The following is an 18,355-nucleotide window of genomic DNA, read 5'->3' as shown; positions in this document are numbered from 1 at the left end:
CGTTCAGCGAAGCTTCGCAACCTCGTCGCGCCAGCGGTGCTGCGGCTGCCAGCCGAGCAGGCGCTTCGCCTTCTCGTTGCTGAGCAGGGTCTCATGCCCCGCCAGCGGCGCGCGGATGTCCGTCACGCCGGGATACCTGGCGGCCAGCAGTTCGCGGCTCGGAACCGCCATGCTGGAGTCGTCGGCGGCCACGTTAAGAGCCACCGCACCGAGCCCGTCCGCTTCGACGGCCAGCCGGATGGCCGAAGCAGCGTCGCGGGTGTCGATGTAGCTCCACAGAATGCGGTCCCGTTCTTCGGGCTTGTCGATGAATGAGGGAAAACGCTCATACCATTCCGGAGGAATGACATTCCCGAGGCGAATGGAGACGACCTGCATGCCGGTGCGCCGGTGGAACATGTCGGCGGTCATTTCATTGACCACCTTGGACAGTCCGTAGCTGTCCTCGGGCAGCTGCGGATGCGCTTCGTCCACGGGCACGTACTGCGGGCTTAAGGGACTGACTGCAAATACGATGCCGTAGGACGATTCGCTGGACGCGATCACCGCTTTGCGGATTCCGAGGCCTGCGGCGGCCTCCAGCACGTTGTACGTCGACATGACGTTGTTCCGGAATGTAACTTCCGGCGTGCGGATGTGCGCCGCCGGGATCGCTGCCAAATGAACGACGGCATCTGCCCCGGCCAGCGCGCCGTAGGTCTCTCCCAAATCCTCAAGATTCGCAATCAACGTAGGGCAGAGGTTCTCGTCGGGACGCCGGAAGTCCACGTTCAGCACCTCATACCCCTGCTCGATAAAATGACGCACGACCCACTGTCCAAGCATGCCGCTTCCGCCTGTAATGACGACTTTGGCCACAGGTAACGCCTCCTCTTCGCTTCGGTTCAAACCTGGCCGAACCCTTGGCCGGTCCGATTATTTCAGAATGTCTTCGATCCGCTCCTGCACGTCTTCGCTCAGGACGATGCCCGAAGCCTTGGCATTCTCCGTCACCTGCTCCGGACGGCTTGCGCCGACCAGCGCGCTGGCCACGTTGTCTTTGCGCAGAATCCACGCAAGGGCCAGGTTGCCGACGGAAATGCCGAGCTCTTTGGCGACGCCTTCAAGCTGCTGCACTTTGGCAATCTTTTCTTCGGTGATGCCTTTGCGCATCCAATCGAGCTTCGCTGCGCGGCTGTCCTGCGGAATGTCGGAAGCCGACGTGTATTTGCCTGTCAGCAGGCCTTGGGCCAGCGGGGAGAACACCACTTGTCCGATCCCTACGCGTTCGCTGAGCGGCATGACTTCCTTCTCGATGTAGCGCTCGAACATGTTGTAAATCGGCTGGTTGACCACAATGCGGTCCAGCAGATAACGGTCGGCCACGCCGATCGCTTCGGCGATCTGCGATGCCTGCCATTCGCTCACGCCGACGTACAGCACTTTGCCCTGGCGAACCAGGTCGTCGATCGCGCGCAGCGTTTCTTCCAAAGGCGTCTCCGGATCATGGCGGTGGCAATAGAAAATGTCCACATAGTCATGTCCAAGCCGCTTCAGGCTGGCATTCGCCTGCTCCGTAATATGCTTGCGCGACAAGCCGCGGTCATTCGGGCCTTCGCCCATCGGCCAGAACGCCTTGGTCGCCAGCACGTAGGATTCGCGCGGATACGCTTTCAGCGCTTTGCCGACAAGCTCTTCCGCCGCGCCTTTTTCATAGACATTCGCCGTATCAAAAAAGTTGATGCCCAAATCGTAAGCCGTTTTGATCGAATTCACCGCATTTTCGCGTTCTACGTAACCGCCATATGTAAGCCAGCTGCCCAAGCTGATTTCGCTGACTTTAAGCCCGCTTCTTCCCAGTCTCCGGTATTTCATTCCATCTACCTCCTTGTTGTCCTGTTACCCTTTTCATTCTATAAAAGTTCATATATGATTTAAAGAAGTGAAATGTTTTTCACTTAATTATATCAAGGGTAGATACTATATAGAGTATAGTTATATACATATAAGGAGGAGAGTCTATGGAAACAGTCAAAAAAGCGAGCAGTTACATTCCGAAAAACCCGACGCATATCGAATGCAACATTGAGAAAACACTGGATGTGCTGGGCGGAAAATGGGCCTTTCTCGTCATCCGCGAGCTGTTCTGCGGCACTCTTCGCTTTGGTGAACTGCAGCGCCGTATCCCCAGTGTAAGCCCCCGCGCCCTGACCAGTACGCTGCGCCATTTGGAGGAGCAGGGCGTGCTGGAGCGGGAAGTATTCCCTACCGTACCGGTGACGGTGGAATACTCGCTCACGCCTAAGGGACAGGACCTGCATGTCATCTGCCATGAAATGAAGCTGTGGGCGGCCCGCTGGACTTAAGCAGCTCACGATTCGGAAATGTCATCAAGAAAAAAGCTCAGGCACTAGGCCTGGGCTTTTTGGTGTTCCCGTAATATCGCAACCATGTAGAAGGCCTTGCGGACGAAGCCGATCGCGCCAAATGCCGACAGCAGCGCCAGCCAAATCACGACGCTCGGCATCAGCAGGAAAATTTGCTCCCATTTCACCACTCTCCCGCCGCCAACGAAGGTCAGGATCTGCGGCAGGCTGATGAAAATCGCAAGCGGGATCAAGGTGGCGAGCATCCGCAGCGCTGTCAGCCAAACGCGGCGCTGCCGGGCCTTGTGTTCCCACCGCTTCCAGCGGAAAAAGAATCCACGCACCCACAGCAGGACGGTTAGCAGCGTCAGCAGCGCGATCCCCGCTTCGATCATCCCTACGGAAATCGCTGACTTTGGCGGCTCCTCCCCACTCAAAATGTCGGCAATGCCTGAAGCGAAGGTGCCATAGTTAACCAGCGCATTCAAACCGCTGCCAAACAGGATGACGATCCCGTAGCCGCTCGCCGGCATCAGCAGCTGATCCGCCTGATACGTCCACAAAATGCCGTTATGGCTTAACCTTGCACCGTCCACCGTCCATCCCATACCGTAACGGCTCTCCACACCAGCGGGAACCTCGTGCATTGCAGCGATACCCTCCGGGCTGAGCAGACGTGTTCCCCCATAAGTCCCCTCGCCGAGCTGCAGCATCAGCCACCGTGCCATATCGTTTGCGGTCGAGACATTCCCTGCGGCTCCCTCCACGAACCAATCCGGTTCCTTCAAGGCGACCGGCTGGCCATAGAGCAGCATGTGGCCCGGCTCTTTAAACGAACTGGTCAACGCGGCGTCCGTCGTATGGCCCATGTGCAGCGGAGCAAAGATGTGCTTTTGCAAATAGTCCGGAAAAGGCTCCTTGCTCACCGTCTCCACGATCAGCGCCAGCAGCTGATAATTGGTGTTATGGTAATGAAATGCCGTTCCCGGGTCGCTGGCGAGCTTGACCCCTTTCAACCGGGCGATCGATTCGCCGAGCGAAGCGGGCTGCGCCGAAAACGCCATTTCCGGAAACACGGTATCGGACAGACCGCTCGTCTGGTTCAGCAGATGCCGCACCGTGATCTCCTTCCCCCTCGGATCGTCCATCCGAAAAGACGGGATAAGGTCCACCGCCTTGTCTTCCAGGCGGATCTTCCCCTCTTCAACCAGCTGCATGACGGCCAGCGCCGTGATCGACTTGCTCAGGGAAGCGACCGGAAGCGGCGTGTCCGGCGTGACGGCTGCACCGCTTCCGGTTTGCCCGTACCCTTTTGAGTATACGACTTCGCCGTCGTGGACAATCGCGACAGACAATCCGGGAATCCGGTTCTGATGCATGCGGGTCTCGATGAACCGGTCGATCTGATCCTCGCGGCCTGTCTCAAGCTTGGGAGCTGCTGACGCCAAGTTGGTGTAAGCTCCTGAGAAGACGGCTGCCAGGAGCAGCACGAGTATCATTTTTCGGGATATGAAGGCAATGGACCTCCGCTTTTCTTTACTCTTCATCATCAATTGAATTCCTCCTCTTGTATCGTAAGCCCAGTATAGGAGCCAAAACGAAAGAGAAGTTAAAGACAATTCTTAAGAAAGAGTTAAGTTGAACACTACGAAGTTTAGCGCTGAATGCCCACAAAAAAGAGGAGCAAGCGTAAAGCTTGATCCTCTCTTGATCTATCCACACGAACGCAGGATAGGCTACCCGTTATTCGCGGCATAATCCGCATTCGCTTGTTCCAGCATGGATTTCCAATCCTTAAAGTCGGTCTGCCGGGATACATGCCGATCCAGCAGCTCATCCGGTATTTTATTCAACTCTTCTTGGGTTTCCGCGTGAAAATTGCCATTTTCCAAAAAATCCTGAAAGCTGGCAAACGACGAATGCTTGCGCATAAACGAGCCGTTTAAAAGCTTGTCGAGGGCAATACGGCCGGATTCTTCCTGCGCCGACTTTTGGCCTTTTAATTCCATCAGCAGATCGTCAAAGGACATGGATTTATTCTTTCTCAGAAGATCACTCCTAAATTGAATTTACGCTCAGTATAACATATCAGGTTTCATTCTATCTCATACCTTTAAAAATCGGGCGTTTCCCCACACATCGATCTGGGTCCAGTTGACTAAATATTCCCAGCGTGTTATGTTGTTTTTGAACTGACCAGTCAGATTAATCCCGTCCAACCGACGAATGAGATGGAAAGGACCGATACATCACCGTGAGCAAAGAAAAGATTCTGCACGCAGCCACCCGCGTCTTCTCCGAATACGGCTACCACCGGGCCAGCATGGATGAGATCGCCCAGCAGGCGCAGGTCGCCAAAGGCACCTTGTACTACAACTTTCCGGGAAAGTCCCAGCTCTTCAAAGCCGTGGTAAAAGCCGGATTCGAGGACATTATGGAGCGGACGAAAACCGACCTTAGCTCCGCGCTTCCGATCAAAGAGCAGATCCTTCGGGTTCTCCGCCACCATCTGGACTTGTTCCTGGACTCCCGCCATTTTGCCCATATCGTATTCAACGAAATTTCCAACGGCATTGAGCCCGATGTGCTGGATGAACTGAAGCAGCTCCGGCGCGAGCATTTAAGCTTTCTGGCCGGCATTCTTAAAGAAGCCCAATGCGAGGGCGGCATTATGCGCGACGTTGACGCGGACCTGGCTGCAGCCAGCACGATCGGCATGCTGGAAAGCACATGCAATTATTATTTGAGCCACCAGGAGGAGTACAGCCGCGAAGACCTGGAGAGCTTCGTATTCACGGTTGTCGCCGAAGGTCTGTTTAAGTCGCTTGATTAAGCAGGACCTTTTTTTGCCCACATCAAACTGACCAGTCAGTTCAAAAAAATTGCGGAGCGTTAAACAGAAGACCTTTATTAGGAAACAGAGAGAGAGATCGAGACACAGAACTTATTTAGGAAATCAACTCATCCAGAAAAAGATCAGCTCTAGCAGACAAACCTCGTTTACTTGTCGACAGACCCTATTTATGTGTAGACAGACCTCATGGATCGGAAGTTCTCCAGCGGAATGATCGTAAATCGGCTTTGCCCAAAATTTAGGTTGTTCTCATCTAAAAAAGAAAGCGACGGTGTTGCTTCATGGAATGGAATGCAAATGGACTGCTCCCTTTGGAATGGTATAAAAAGATGCGCCGGGATTCCCCCGTTGTCCAGTCCAACGACGGGCAAGTTTGGGACGTGTACGGATATGACGATGTAAAGACGGTATTTACGAATCACGATATTTTTTCCTCGTCGGCCTTCCCTGACTCCGAGGACCCGCTGGAGCACAGCATTCTGCGGCAGGATCCGCCCAAGCACCGGCAGCTGCGCCGGCTGGTGACCCAGGCGTTCACGCCGCGCGTTATCGAGTCGCTGGCTCCCAAAATCCAGTCGATCACCACCTCGCTGTTGGACGAAGCGGAGAAAAAGGGGCGGATGGACGCCATCGCTGACTTTGCCAGCCCACTGCCGATCGTCGTCATCGCCGAGATGCTCGGCGTGTCGCTGGACCACCGCGAACAATTCAAAGCCTGGTCCGACGCCCTGGTCGGAGACAGCGGCGAAGATTTCTATCAGTGCCAGCACGAGATGAGCGAATACTTCTCCGAAATTGCCGAGGACCGCAGACGCCATCCGCAGGACGATCTGGTCACCAAGCTGGTCGAGGCTCGAATCGACAATGAGCATCTGACGGACCTCGAGATCATCGGCTTCTGCATCCTGCTCCTCGTGGCTGGCAACGAAACGACGACCAACCTGATCTCCTCGGCGATGCTCGGCATCGACACCCTGCCGGACGTCCGTGCGCAGCTGCTTGCCGACCGCAGCCTCATTCCCGGCGCGCTGGAGGAAGTGTTCCGCTATTTCTCGCCGGTGCAGGTCATGTTCCGCCGCGTGAAGCAGGATACCGTCCTTGGCGGCCAGGAGATGAAAGTAGGTCAATTCGTCCATATCTGGATGGCGTCGGCCAACCATGACGAGAAGGTGTTCGAACGTCCGGAGGAATTTAATATCCACCGCAATCCGAACCCGCACCTGGGACTGGGCAGCGGCATCCATTACTGCCTCGGCTCCCAGCTTGCCCGCCTCGAGTCCAAAATCGCGATCGAAACGCTGCTTGCCCGTTTTCCCAAATACCGCCGCAACCGTTCCGCTGAGCTGGCGCGAATGGACAGCATGATGATGTTCGCGCTGAAGGAACTGCCGATTATTTTGACATAGATACATTGGGCTATAAAAAAAACAGAAAAATCCTGCATCCCTGAAGAGGGTGCAGGATTTTTTGGCTGATGCAACGGACTCGTGGATCGGAATTCGCAGCCCTCGTCTGAAACCTGCTGCTCTCCGGCGCGGGGTTTTCGTAGGTTGAATCCCCTGCTGCAATGGTCCGGATTACGATCGGTTTGTCGTTCAGCCACCCGGTTTCGTTTTATCTCACCGCTTGGCTTCCATCCAGCTCACTTCCAAATGCCACGCATACGTGCCGCCGCCCTCCAAGACAGCTGCGGCATCCCGCTTCATGGCATGCGCCAAGTCGTCCAGGAAGCCCGTGGCCGGCTCCAGTGCCAGATGATACTGCCCCTGGTAGCCGCCGTAATTCGCCCACACCGACAGGTAAGGCACCTTCTCCTTCGGAAAGGTAAAGGTGATTCCTTCCTGCTTGACCGGATCATAAACGGAAGCCTTTCCTTCCGGCAGCTCACCCGTAAAATAGAATTTCTCGGCCGTCCGCTCTTCACGGCGTCCTGTGTGGTCCAGGCGGCATTCCGGGCGATCAAGAAAGGGCTGTGGCCACGCCCGCAGATCCCCCCTTTTCCCAAGCCTGTCACGTTCCGAATAGGAGATTGCAATCCCGCTCAACCCATCCGGCACGATGATCTGCATCCCTTCCTCGATCCGCAGCAGCGGATGGGCTGCCCACAGGAACGCAAACGGGAACGGGCTGAGATTGGTCACCTGATAGTCGATCCGGAGCCGGTCCTCTGCGGCAAATGAATACGTCTTCTCGAGCCGGTACGGCATCCTCACGCCGTGCACGCAGCATGATAGGCGATCTCCATGTCCCTCGGCCTTCCAGGGAATGGACCAGACCTCGCCGTGATCCGGAAGCTCTGTCCCCTTCCAGGGATGCTCCGGATACCGGCATACGTTGATCGTCGGGAACATTTCATCCCATCCGCTTCCGTCGCTGTCCGCGAAGGAGCTGGCGTAGCCCCGATTCCCGAGCGGTCCGTCCGCCGGCGCGAGCCATTCCCGGCCGGTCAGACGGTTGCGGAGGGAGACCATTTTGCAGCCGAGCTCCGGCAGCAGGGTGATCTCCATAGCAGAGGTCCTTCCCGTCCAGGCGTTAAAGCCGTTGATTTGGTACGGTGTCCAGCTCATCTTTCGCCCCCTTTTCCCCGGCCTGAGACGTCATATTCCCGTCCGGCATAACTCAAGATGCTGCGCGGCCCCCTGATGGTGCGGCTCCAGCGCCAGCGCCTGGCGGAAATGCTCCTCGGCTTCCCGAATTCGGCCCAGCCCCAGCTGCCCAAGTCCCATCATGTAATGGCAGTGGATTTCGTTGCGCTTGTGCAGATCGTCCTCAAACACGAGAAAGTCGGGAAGCGACACGGCGAAATAATCGATGTGCGGCCGGTCGAACAGATGCTTTTCCCCGTAGTCGACCAGCTTGTTGAAGCGGCTCCGCGCTTCCGCTTCCCGCCCCAGCCTGCGCAGGGCCGCGCCCTGGTAGAAAATCATGTGCGGCGGCTGGTCGTTGTAGTACATGGCGCTGGCCGGCTCCTCCAGCCCTTGCGACGCCTGAAGCAGCGCATTTTGCGCTTCCTCCTGCCGGCCGAGCAGGCCGTACGCGACGCCGAGGTAATAGTCGATGTTGTTCTCCTGAGCGCCTTCCAGCTTGCCCTCGCCAATGTTCGGCGGGTACTGCTTCGCGAGCAGCAGCTGCTCGGCGGCCTCCTCCGCCCGGCCTTCGTTCAGCAGCCTTTTGGCGATTTCGACACGGGCGGTCACGTATTGGGCCGGCACTTTGCCTTCCCCGCCTTCCCATGGATGGAAGCTGCGGGCGAGAATGAGGCTGAGCGCCTCCTCATGGCGGTTCAGCGTATTGTGCAGCGTTAAGTATTCGAGGTACAGGTCATCCCGAAGCTCTACCAGCTCGCGGTGCGCTTCCAGCGCCTGCAGCCGTTGTTCAGGCGGGCAGCCGGTTTTTTTGTACAGCTGGTCCAGCTCGTAAAAGACGCGGGCGTCCGCCGGGTTCAGCCGAAACGCCGTCTCCAGCGCAGCTTGCGCATCGTCCGGACGGTTCAGCTTGTTGTAGTAGGCTAACGCCAAGTTGCGGTAAGGCGTCGCAAAGCTGCCGTCCAGCGCCACCGAAGCTTCCCAGCACGCGGCCGCCTCGGCATGGCGCTTTTTGTCATAGAGCAGGTTGCCCAAGTAGTACCTTGCCTTAGCGTCTTCTGGGCGCAGCGCCGCCGCTTCTTGGAGCACGGCGTAATCGTGCAGCGTGTTCGGGAAGCAGTACGCCGGATCCGCCGCAGCAGCCAGCTCATCATAAGCGTCTGCCTGCTCATCCTGTCCGTTTTTCCGGCTCCAGCTCGCCTGGTAATAGCGGACCATCGGGTAGACACCCGGCTGCTCCGGTGCTGCGATGCGGCCCAGGACCTCAAGCGCATCCGCGTATTGGCCGGCATCGGCGTTATCCTGAGCCAAGGCGATGTAATTGTGCGCATCGCCGCGCATGAGGCCCGCCAGGCTGCCCAGCGCCTCCTGCGCCTCAGCCGTTCGGCCGGTTTCGCGGTAGACGGCGATCAGCTCGCTACGGGCCGCGAATTCCACCGGATCGATGCGGATCGTCTCCCGCACCAGCGTCTCGGCCTCCGCGGCGCGGCCCAGCCTCCGCAGGATGACGCTTTTGAGATGACGGGCCTTGTAATGGCGGTATTGGACGTTCAGGGAACGGTCCACCAGTTCGAGCGCCTCGTCATACTGCGCCTGCCCGCAGGCGATCTGCGCGAGGGCAAAGTATCCCGCTGCCTGCCATGCTCCCGTCCACACGCTCTTGTAGAAGGCGGCGTATGCCTCTTCGAGCCGGCCCTGCCATTTGAGCGTCTGGCCGAGATGATAGAACGGCTCGCTGTCATACGGCCTTGCGTTGTGGCGCGTCAAGGTCTCGATCGCTTTTCGGAAATACACTTCGCTGGCCTCAAAGCATCCCCTCCGCAGCAGCAGCAGTCCGTAAGCGTTGTTCAGCCGGATGTCGCCGGGATCCCGCTTCAAGCCTTCCAAATAATAAGCTTCCGGCTCACGGGTTGCGTGCCGGTACTGCTCCAGATGCAGTCCCGCCAAATATAGCGCTTCGGTGCTTGGCAGCAGCTCCGGCGCCTCGATGGCTTTGGCCGGATCGGGAATCTGCTCGATCTTTTTCGGCATCGGCCGGTAGGAGACCAGTTCCCTTCCGTCCGCGTCCAGTACGATGACCCGCAGCTCCTCTTCCCGGACTTCGGCACGGATGTTCACCTCCGCCTGGAACACGTCGCTCGGCGACAGCTTCACCGTTTTGTCCAGAACGATCTGTCCAGCACTCTTCAGCAGCACGCGCGCTTGTTCAAACACCGAAGTGGCGTAAACCTGAACTAATGCCTGCCCGTCCGCCGTCTCCAGATTTACGGCCGCATCGATGGAGGCGTTCTTCACCAGACCGATCTTTTTATACGGCATAAAATACTGCTTGAAGCTCTTCTCCTCGTACGGCGCGAGCCAGCTGAAGTCCGGCTGGTTGTCGGTGTAGACGCCGGTCATGAGCTCGATGTACGGACCGTCCTCGTCCGTAAGATTGCGGTCCCACGCCTTTCCGAACTCCCCGTGTCCCCAGGTCCACTGTTTTTTCCCTGGCGACACATGCCTGTTCGCAACATGCAGCAGCCCTGCGCCGACGCCGTGGTCGTAACCGCCGACAAAATTATAGTCCGAGTGGTAGGCCATGTAGGAGGTGGGCACGGGAATGTTGCTGTATTTGGAAATGTCCACACCGGCGGAGTAGTCCATTTTATAATAAGTGCCCGTGGCGATCGGAAACTTGGACACGTCGCGCTTGCCGTGGTCGAACACCGCATGCACGTCCGGCGGAAACACGGACTGCGTGTGGTCGTTGACCGCAACCGCCGGGTTGGCCCACCACAGAAACGTCTGCGGCGCCGCTGTCCGGTTGTACAGCTGGGCCTGAATTTCGAGGTAGGCCTTGCCCGGATGCAGGGTGAAGCCGGTCGTCACCTTGGTGCCGTACATGCGGTCGATTTCCCCGACCCATACTGTTGCGCTCCCGTCCGGATTATGTTCGATCGTATGCTCTACCTCGCCGAACGTGTTCGGGCGGTGATGCTGCGGCCAGTTGAACTCGATCCCGCCGGAAATCCACGGTCCGGCCAGGCCCACCAGCGCCGGCTTGATCACCTGGTTATGGTAGACAAAGTCGTACCCGTTCGTCTTGTCGACCGCCCGGTAAATCCGTCCGCCGATCTCAGGCATGACCTGGATTTGCACGTACTCATTTTCCAAAAAGATGATACGGTACGATTTCGAAACCTTTTCGTCGTAAATTTTATCGATGACCGGCAGCGGGTAGACCCGTCCCGAGCTTCCCTGATATACACGCTTCTCCAAAAACATCGGGTTCGGATCGGGCTTACCTGCCTCGTAAGTCGGGATTTCCACCTGCTCCTCCCATACCTTTACTTCTTCTGGCGCTTTGGCCATGCTGACTCATCCTTTCTTTCGCTTGGACGCATTAATAATTGCAATGGTGATGTCTGCATTCGGGAACCTTTCAAAACTCTATCCTCATCTTAAAAGGAAGCGGCGACGCCCTCCATTCACGATCTCATGGGAATGATGGATTATATTATGATTTTTCAGTGTCGATAGGGCGTGTTGAGACGGAGGTTTCCATTGACAAAGGACACGGCCCAAACCATAGTAAATACTATGGAAAAGATACGAAAACCCGACGGATTCAAATCCGAGATACTCATCGTCCTACCGGATCATATTCTGATGGAGGCGTCGTCGCATCCGCTGGTCCGTCCCCTCTACGTGACCGATACCGGATACTTCCCGCGCGCGCTGCATCATTACCGGGAGCGGCCCGAAGGCAGCGAAGCGGTCATCGTCATATTTTGCATGGAAGGAGAAGGCTGGTACCGCTTGGGAAGCGGCCGGGCGCAGCCGGTCGGCCAGGGCCAGGCCATCGTGATTCCCGCGCGGACTTCCCACGCCTATGGCTCGTCGGAGGAGCATCCGTGGAGCATTTACTGGTGGCATTTCAAGGGGGAGCAGACAGAGGCGTTTTTTGAGGGATTTGGTCTGGGACCCAATCCAGGGCATGAGCCAGTACACGAGTCAGGGCACGGGCCAGAGGCCGAGGAAGCCACTACGCATGTTAGCGGGTCCGATGAATGGAATAATATCGGTGTGGGTGCACCGGGAACCTCGGACAGCGGGGACCTCACAGAGCCTCCTTCCCGTCCTGTTAAAACCGCCGCCGCATCCCTTTCCGTCACCCTGCCTCCGGACAAAGCGCGCCAGCTGACGGAGCTGTTCCAGGAAGGGTATGCGCTGCTGGAGCAGGGCTATACGCTGAACCATATCATTTATGTGTCGCAGCTGGCGCATCACCTGGCGGCGATTTTGAGACTGTGCCGGCTGCAGCCCCAGGATGGGATTTTCCGCCACAGCCAGCACGATATCACGCAAACGGTGCGGTATATGATGGACCGCCTGGAGGGCACCGTCACACTGAAGCAGCTTGCGGCCCAGGCACGCGTGTCGGTTCCGCATTTTACCCAGCGCTTCAAGGAGGCGACCGGCTACTCTCCGATCGACTACTACCTGCGGCTGAAAATCCAGCTGGCCTGCAGGCACCTGGACCTCACCGGGCAAAGCGTAAAGGAAATCAGCCATCGTCTCGGGTTCCAGGATCCGTATTACTTCTCGCGCCTGTTCAAAAAAATTATGGGCAAGTCGCCCTCCGAGTACCGGGGGACGCGAAAGGGGTAAATTGGGAAGAGAGTTTCAGAACCATGAATACCAGCTGGTTATTTTGGATCTGTTGCTCCCACAAATCGAGGGTCAGGAGGTCTTACGCCAAATTCTAGCGAAGGGAACCGTTCCCGTGATTATTTTGTCGGCCAAAGACAGCGAAATCGATAACATATGAAATTTAAGAACTTTGTTAGAATTACGATAAAGGTACGTTAGGATTTATCTGTATATTGGGCTTCAAAAGGAGGAAGCCAAATGAGAGTATGTGAATTAGCGTTGATTATGGTGAATTTGATTGCCTTGATTTTAGGCATGAGAAATAAATCGTCTAAGACCATTTTGTTAGGACTGACAGGTCTTCATTGGATCGCGCTTGCCCTTCACGGTGCCATTGAGGGATTCCGTTATCAGATGGTGTTCTCTTACATTTTTGTTGTTCTTTTTACGATTTACGCTCTAGCGAGAGCTGCGTTCAAGTTCCCGGAGTCCAAGATCCTGAAAATTCTGAAGGGGTTTACGATCGTCTTGTCCGTGCTATCCCTCGCGTTAACGTGCCTCTTGGCATATACTCTTCCCGTCTTTAAGCTCCCCAAGCTCACAGGCAGCTATGATGTAGGGGTTCAATATGTTGATTTGACGGATGAAAAGCGTCTCGAGCCCTTTTTGCAGGGATCGGCCAAAAAGCGGGAATTGGCGGTTAAAATATATTATCCTGCGTCAAAGGATAAAGCCAAGCCGTATGCTGCTTATTTTCACGATTCACCTGAATTGATAAAGACGTTCACCGCAGCCTACGGAATGCCTGATTTTATGTTCAGCCATCTGCGGCTTGTTCAAACCCATACGCAAGAAGGTCTGCCCGTATCCGATAAACAGGCGCGCTATCCCGTTATTTTTTTCTCCCATGGCGCCGGTACGAACATGGAAGTGCATACTTCGCAGTGTGAGGATTTGGCCAGTCATGGCTACATTGTCGTGGCCGTTAACCATACCTACGTATCGTCGGCAACCGAGCTTCCCGGCGGAATCGTCACGGACCGGGACGCGACGGTAAATTTTGATCAAGGCGACCCTCGGGAAATTGTCGCCCGCATTATGGCTGACGATGTCGGTTCCGTGATCGATAAGCTGGGTGAAATGAACACCGGAACAACGGATTCAATCTTTGCAGGGAAGCTCGATCTGGGTCAAATCGGCGTCATCGGCCATTCGCTGGGCGGCGCGGCGGCATATGATCTGGCATTGAACGATAGCAGAATCAAAGCCGTCGTTAACCTGGATGGCTCAGTCTATACTGTCCCTAAGGACAAGAATCGCATCGCCCCTTTCCTAATGCTTGCCAATGATGAAACTGGCGTCCAGATGATCCAGAAGCATGAAGCCTCGATGAAAAAATGGGAGGATATGCCTGCTGAAGAGCAGGAAGCCGTGGCGTCAGCATATGGAAGCAAAGAAAATTATATCGATATTTATAAGAAGCAAGAACAAGCGGCCGCTGGACTCGCCGAAACGTTGAAAGCATCGGGCAGCTTATATTCAATCGAAGGCAGCGCCCATATGAAATTTACGGATATCGGACTATTTGTGGGTGCCGGATTCCACCGCTTCATAGGCATTCAAGGCAGCACTTCAGCCGCAGAATGTCTGGCGATCACGGAATCTGTGACATTGGATTTTTTCAACCAGCATTTGAAGCATGAAACCGGAGATTCGCCCGAGTCCGTGCTTCGCCAATATCCGAAATTGCATAAGGTCAAGCTGATGTGACAGCAGCAACTCGTTCCCCGGCTCACTACATCGCCTCCAACAACAGTAAAGGACGCCTCGGCCATTTCAGCCTGGAGGCGTCCTTCCGTTTACTCGCTTCATTTTGTACGGCTGTTGGCCAGCGGCCTTGCGACTGCCAACCGGCCCGGAAACGGTTGTCGTTACACTCCATCAGCTGGGGCGGCCTACAACCTGCCGGCCAGCTACCGGCCACCAGCCAGCATTCGCCTACTCCACCGCCGTCACCCGGTACAGCAGGCTGTCAAAATCGCCCCGCAGCGGCAGCTCAATCCCGATGTTCATCAGCGCGCGTCCGCTCCAGCTGCCGGGCAGCCCCTCGATGGCGTACGCCCGGTCCGCCTGCAGCCCCTGCAGGCGCAGCCGCGGCAGCGGTTCGCCGAGGCGCTGCGAATGCAGGAAGGCGAACACGGCGCTGTCCGTGCCGGCTTCATCGACGTACTGCACGGCGGTGACGCCCTTGTGTTGGAGATCGGCCAGCCGGTATTGGCGGCCGAACTGCACGAGCGGGCGGATCGCCTTGTACTGGCGGATGAATTCGCCGGACTGCTCGATCAGCTCGTCGCTCCACTCGTTCAGGTTGGAGCCGATGCCAAGCGTGCCCATCATCGCGCTGTGGAAGCGGTACTTCAGCGACACGTTCCGCTTGTTCATGCCCGTCGGCGACTCCGTCACCCAGCAGGTCATCATTCGCGGCGCATACGTGTACGAGAAGCCCTCCTGGATGCTTAAGCGGTCGAACGCGTCGGTGTTGTCGCTCGGCCAGGACTGGTCGGCATACCGGAAAATGCCGAGGTCGATCCGCGCGCCGCCGCCCGCGCACGTCTCGAATTCCACATGCGGGAACCGGCGCCGCAGCTCGGCCCAAATCTCGTACAGGCTGTGGACGTGGCGGATCCACAGCTCCTTCTGCCGGTGCAGCGGATGGTCCTTCATCCCCGGCTCGGTGACCGTGCGGTTCATGTCCCATTTGATGAACTTGATGCAGTGGTTCTGCAGCAGCTCAGTCATGAACTGAAGGATGTACGCCTTGACCTCCGGCTTCGAAATGTTCAGCAGCAGCTGGTTGCGCAGCTCCGTCCGCGGCCGCGTCTCAAAATGGTACACCCAATCCGGGTGGGCCCGGTACAGGTCGCTGTCCGGATTGACCGCCTCCGGCTCGACCCAGATGCCGAACTCCATGCCAAGCTCGTGAACCTTGCCGATCAGCTCGCCCAAACCGTTCGGAAACTTCTCCTTATTCACGTACCAGTCGCCCAGTCCGGCCCGGTCGTGATTCCGCTGGCCGAACCAGCCGTCGTCGACGACAAACAGCTCGACGCCCATTCGCGCGGCCCGCTCGGCCAGAGCCATCTGGTCTGCGGCGTTCACGTTGAAATACGTCGCCTCCCAGGAGTTGTACAGTACCTTGCGCGGCTTAGAGCTTGGCAGCACGTACGCGTGCTGGTACTGATGCAGATTCCGGCTCATGCCGCCGAAGCCGCCAGCCGTGTACCCGCCGACGAACCATGGCGCGTCGAACGACTCGCCGGATCCCAGCACCCACTCGCTGTCGAAATCGTTGATTCCCCCGGTCACCCGGACATGGTTAAACACCGTTTTCTCTGCGGTAATCTTCCAGTTGCCGCTCCAGGCAAGCGCCCCGAACCAGACGCGGCCGTCCGTTTCCGTCGCCTGGCCTTCATCGAAGGCAAACCACGGGTTGGCGTGGCTGTCGGTAAAACCTCTGCGCGACTCCAGCACTTTTTTCCCCTCGCTCAGCACGTTGCGGCGAAGCTGGAATTCGCCCGACCATTTGCCGGTGACATGCGTCAATCGATAATCCCGCAGGTCCGGCAAGCTCCAGGCGGCCGACTGTACGCTCTCGAGGACGATGTCGTCTCCGCCGGTATTGACGATACGCACGGAACGCTCAAGCAGGTCGTATTCCGGGATGACCCGGTACAGCAGATGGGCTTCCAGCGGGTAAACCCGGTCCTTCAGCACAATGACCAGCGTCGGCCGGCCGTCCTCCTCGCGGATTTCATGACGCACATAGCCTGCCGAAAGGTCCCGGACGCCGTCCGGCATGCGCACCTTCAGGGAAGGCTCGTCATAGTTGACCCCGCCCCAGAAGCTGTACTCCTCGGCCTCCATATCCACTTCGGCGTCAAAGGAGCTGTGCGACCGCCCTCGCAGCAGCGGCGCGCAGTCGTCGATCGTGACAGGCTCGCCCCAATACAGATGCTGCAGCCGGTCCCGTTCATTGATCCCGAACACGTAGGAGCTGCGCTGCGTATGAATCGCAAAGACCCGGCTTTTTTCCTCAAACTCAAACTGCATATCTACATTTCCCATCGTTCCTCATCCTTTACCGTTTGAAAATGGATCGTTTCCCGCTAGCTTCGGGCGTGCAAGCCATCACGGCCTGCGCCCCGGCAAAAAAGGGAGGCCAAAGACAAAGGCCGTCTTCTCCTCCCCCGCTTGCGTTATTTAGACTCCGTCCACAGCTGCTGGCGCTTCTTATAGTTCTCGGTGTAGATTTTCTCCAGTTTGGAGAGGCCAGCCGCCTCGACTTCCTTCATCATTTGGTTGTACTGCTCGGTCACCTGTTCTTCGGTCGGGGCCAGGGCCATCTTCAGGAAATACTTGTTGATCGTATCGTTGACCTTCGTATCCATGATTGCTTCCGGCGTGCCGCCCGCAGGTCCCAGGTTGTCATACGGCGCGGTGTCAAAAGAGGTATCGGCCAGGTTTTTGATCGCCAGATCGGTCACCGGATCAGACTGGAAGCGGCCGATCAAGTCGTAAGGCGTGCCGTCGGAGCCCGGTCCGTTCTTGATCATCCACGTCCACTTGCGAATACCCGTCGTCCGGGAAGCCTCATCCCAGTTTTTCTTGAACGCATCAAGCACTTCCGGACGCGGCACATGCTTGCCGTCCTTCATGTCCCAGTCCTTGCCTTCCACGCCCCACATCAGGAGGTACTGTCCCTCCTCGCTGGCCAGGAAGTCCAGCAGCTTCATCGTGCGCTCCGGATCCTTGTTCGAGCGGGTGATCGCTACGCCGTCCCAGCCCAAGGAGCTCTTCGGACCGTACGTCGTCTGGTCAGCGCTCACGCCCGGAGCCAGCACTTTATATTGATAGAACTGGCGCTCGTCGGCTTTGGCCGGATCGGACACTTCCGATTTCAGCAGCGAGTTGGGGTTGCCCACGTTCCACAGCGCTTCGGCCGTGGCGAACACGTTGCCGCCCGCCAGCTTCTGCTCGAACTGCTTCGTTTTCATCGTCGCCCATTCCTTGTCGAGCAGTCCTTTGCGGTACAAGGAGTTCAGAAATTTCACCATCTCCAGGTAACGCGGATCGCGGATGTCCTTCTTCAGCTCTCCGTTCGTTTCATAATACGGCATCATGCCGAACATGCCTTTGAAGGTGCCGGATACGCTGCCGATATTTTCGCCGTTCAGCGTCATCGGGATCGATTCCTTGCCGTCGATCGTCGGATATTTCTCCTTGAACTTCACCAGAAGGTTCTCGAACTCTTCCGCCGTAAACGGTTCGCCGTTGTTCACTTTGTCCCCGACGCCGAGCTCCTTCATTATATCCATGCGCATCATAAAGCCGAAGACCGGATATTTCTCAAGGCCGTACCAATTGGCAAAATAATAGTTTTTTCCGTCGTCGTTTTTCGTTTTGGCCAGGGTGTCACCGTACATTTCTTTAATATGCGGACCGTACTTGTCGATCAGATCGTTCAGCGGGATAATCGCGCCCGATGAAATATATTTGTTCATGATGTCGCTGCCGCGGTCCAGCATGACGACGTCCGGCAGGTCGCCGCTCGCCAGCATCAGGTTCAGCTTCTCCACCGGGTTGCCGGTCGGCTGCTGAATTTCGACCGTGACGCCGGTCTTTTCCGTAATCGCTTTGGCCACCGGATTGTTGAACGCATCCCCCGTATTTTTATCGAACCACGTCAGCGTGATCGGCGCATTGCTGTCCGCGGCCGCGCCTTTGTCATCACCGGATGCCGCTTTCCCGCCTCCTCCGCCGCCGCAACCGGTAAGCGCTGTCATCACGAGGGCTGCCGCGAGAATCCCTTTGATCGTTTTCATTGCCTGAACCCCTTTCTGAAGTCGTCATATTCTTGTTCCCGAATACATGTCTAA

General features: G+C 56.9%; 14 protein-coding genes. 6 read left to right on the top strand and 8 right to left on the bottom strand.

Annotation, left to right across the window (positions count from 1 at the left end; all coding sequences use genetic code 11):
• Positions 1-3: 3 nt before the first annotated feature.
• Positions 4-858 carry an NAD-dependent epimerase/dehydratase family protein gene (locus tag ABID47_RS26025; RefSeq protein WP_089548651.1) on the bottom strand — a complete coding sequence of 285 codons (855 nt, stop codon included), beginning with the start codon at positions 856-858 and terminating at the stop codon, positions 4-6.
• Positions 859-915: 57 nt separating this feature from the next.
• Positions 916-1,854 (bottom strand): aldo/keto reductase family protein, encoded by a 939-nt coding sequence (locus tag ABID47_RS26020; RefSeq protein ID WP_089548652.1) that lies wholly within the window; start codon positions 1,852-1,854, stop codon positions 916-918.
• Positions 1,855-2,000: 146 nt separating this feature from the next.
• Here ABID47_RS26020 and ABID47_RS26015 point away from each other — a divergent pair, with 146 nt between their 5' ends.
• The gene (locus ABID47_RS26015; RefSeq protein ID WP_076175611.1) at positions 2,001-2,345 is read left to right on the top strand and encodes a winged helix-turn-helix transcriptional regulator; all 345 of its coding nucleotides are present in this window, start codon (positions 2,001-2,003) and stop codon (positions 2,343-2,345) included.
• Between the two features lie 44 nt (positions 2,346-2,389).
• On the opposite strand, the gene ABID47_RS26010 is transcribed toward ABID47_RS26015, so the two are convergent.
• Positions 2,390-3,895, bottom strand: coding sequence for a serine hydrolase domain-containing protein (locus ABID47_RS26010; RefSeq protein ID WP_354501119.1), 1,506 nt, complete (start codon positions 3,893-3,895; stop codon positions 2,390-2,392).
• 186 nt (positions 3,896-4,081) lie between these two features.
• Positions 4,082-4,375 (bottom strand): hypothetical protein, encoded by a 294-nt coding sequence (locus tag ABID47_RS26005; protein ID WP_354501117.1) that lies wholly within the window; start codon positions 4,373-4,375, stop codon positions 4,082-4,084.
• Between the two features lie 224 nt (positions 4,376-4,599).
• On the opposite strand from ABID47_RS26005, the gene ABID47_RS26000 reads away from it, so the two are divergent.
• Positions 4,600-5,178: a TetR/AcrR family transcriptional regulator gene (locus tag ABID47_RS26000; protein ID WP_354501115.1), complete on the top strand. Its 579-nt coding sequence runs from the start codon at positions 4,600-4,602 to the stop codon at positions 5,176-5,178.
• A gap of 302 nt (positions 5,179-5,480) precedes the next feature.
• The gene (locus ABID47_RS25995; protein ID WP_354501113.1) at positions 5,481-6,605 is read left to right on the top strand and encodes a cytochrome P450; all 1,125 of its coding nucleotides are present in this window, start codon (positions 5,481-5,483) and stop codon (positions 6,603-6,605) included.
• A 213-nt stretch (positions 6,606-6,818) separates the two neighbouring features.
• Here the strand turns inward: ABID47_RS25995 and ABID47_RS25990 are convergent, their stop codons facing one another.
• Positions 6,819-7,766, bottom strand: a complete 948-nt coding sequence (locus tag ABID47_RS25990) for an aldose epimerase family protein (protein ID WP_354501111.1) — start codon at positions 7,764-7,766, stop codon at positions 6,819-6,821.
• 30 nt (positions 7,767-7,796) lie between these two features.
• Positions 7,797-11,138, bottom strand: a complete 3,342-nt coding sequence (locus ABID47_RS25985) for a DUF5107 domain-containing protein (RefSeq protein WP_354501109.1) — start codon at positions 11,136-11,138, stop codon at positions 7,797-7,799.
• 192 nt (positions 11,139-11,330) lie between these two features.
• On the opposite strand from ABID47_RS25985, the gene ABID47_RS25980 reads away from it, so the two are divergent.
• From ABID47_RS25980 to ABID47_RS25970, 3 genes are all read left to right on the top strand, one after another.
• Complete coding sequence (locus ABID47_RS25980) at positions 11,331-12,437, top strand: helix-turn-helix domain-containing protein (RefSeq protein ID WP_435530667.1); 1,107 nt, start codon at positions 11,331-11,333, stop codon at positions 12,435-12,437.
• A gap of 1 nt (position 12,438) precedes the next feature.
• Entirely contained in the window at positions 12,439-12,597 is a 159-nt protein-coding gene (locus ABID47_RS25975) for a response regulator (protein WP_354501107.1), read from the top strand.
• 80 nt (positions 12,598-12,677) lie between these two features.
• Complete coding sequence (locus tag ABID47_RS25970; RefSeq protein ID WP_354501105.1) at positions 12,678-14,189, top strand: alpha/beta hydrolase family protein; 1,512 nt, start codon at positions 12,678-12,680, stop codon at positions 14,187-14,189.
• 228 nt (positions 14,190-14,417) lie between these two features.
• Here the strand turns inward: ABID47_RS25970 and ABID47_RS25965 are convergent, their stop codons facing one another.
• Together ABID47_RS25965 and ABID47_RS25960 are read right to left on the bottom strand one after the other, a co-directional pair.
• Positions 14,418-16,544, bottom strand: a complete 2,127-nt coding sequence (locus ABID47_RS25965; protein ID WP_435530666.1) for an alpha-galactosidase — start codon at positions 16,542-16,544, stop codon at positions 14,418-14,420.
• Positions 16,545-16,675: 131 nt separating this feature from the next.
• Positions 16,676-18,301 carry an ABC transporter substrate-binding protein gene (locus ABID47_RS25960; protein ID WP_354501103.1) on the bottom strand — a complete coding sequence of 542 codons (1,626 nt, stop codon included), beginning with the start codon at positions 18,299-18,301 and terminating at the stop codon, positions 16,676-16,678.
• Positions 18,302-18,355: the final 54 nt, after the last annotated feature.

The sequence above is a fragment of the Paenibacillus favisporus genome (genome assembly GCF_040545415.1).
GTDB lineage: Bacteria > Bacillota > Bacilli > Paenibacillales > Paenibacillaceae > Paenibacillus_AQ > Paenibacillus_AQ favisporus.
This window is presented reverse-complemented; position numbering and strand designations above follow the sequence as displayed.

What these genes read in the sequence shown, in the direction of transcription:
- ABID47_RS26020 (WP_089548652.1), bottom strand. Translation starts at nt 1,854, where the DNA reads ATGAAATACCGGAGACTGGGAAGAAGCGGGCTTAAAGTCAGCGAAATC.
- ABID47_RS26015 (WP_076175611.1), top strand. Translation starts at nt 2,001, where the DNA reads ATGGAAACAGTCAAAAAAGCGAGCAGTTACATTCCGAAAAACCCGACG.
- ABID47_RS26010 (WP_354501119.1), bottom strand. Translation starts at nt 3,895, where the DNA reads ATGATGAAGAGTAAAGAAAAGCGGAGGTCCATTGCCTTCATATCCCGA.
- ABID47_RS26005 (WP_354501117.1), bottom strand. Translation starts at nt 4,375, where the DNA reads ATGTCCTTTGACGATCTGCTGATGGAATTAAAAGGCCAAAAGTCGGCG.
- ABID47_RS25995 (WP_354501113.1), top strand. Translation starts at nt 5,481, where the DNA reads ATGGAATGGAATGCAAATGGACTGCTCCCTTTGGAATGGTATAAAAAG.
- ABID47_RS25990 (WP_354501111.1), bottom strand. Translation starts at nt 7,766, where the DNA reads ATGAGCTGGACACCGTACCAAATCAACGGCTTTAACGCCTGGACGGGA.
- ABID47_RS25985 (WP_354501109.1), bottom strand. Translation starts at nt 11,138, where the DNA reads ATGGCCAAAGCGCCAGAAGAAGTAAAGGTATGGGAGGAGCAGGTGGAA.
- ABID47_RS25970 (WP_354501105.1), top strand. Translation starts at nt 12,678, where the DNA reads ATGAGAGTATGTGAATTAGCGTTGATTATGGTGAATTTGATTGCCTTG.
- ABID47_RS25965 (WP_435530666.1), bottom strand. Translation starts at nt 16,544, where the DNA reads ATGGGAAATGTAGATATGCAGTTTGAGTTTGAGGAAAAAAGCCGGGTC.
- ABID47_RS25960 (WP_354501103.1), bottom strand. Translation starts at nt 18,301, where the DNA reads ATGAAAACGATCAAAGGGATTCTCGCGGCAGCCCTCGTGATGACAGCG.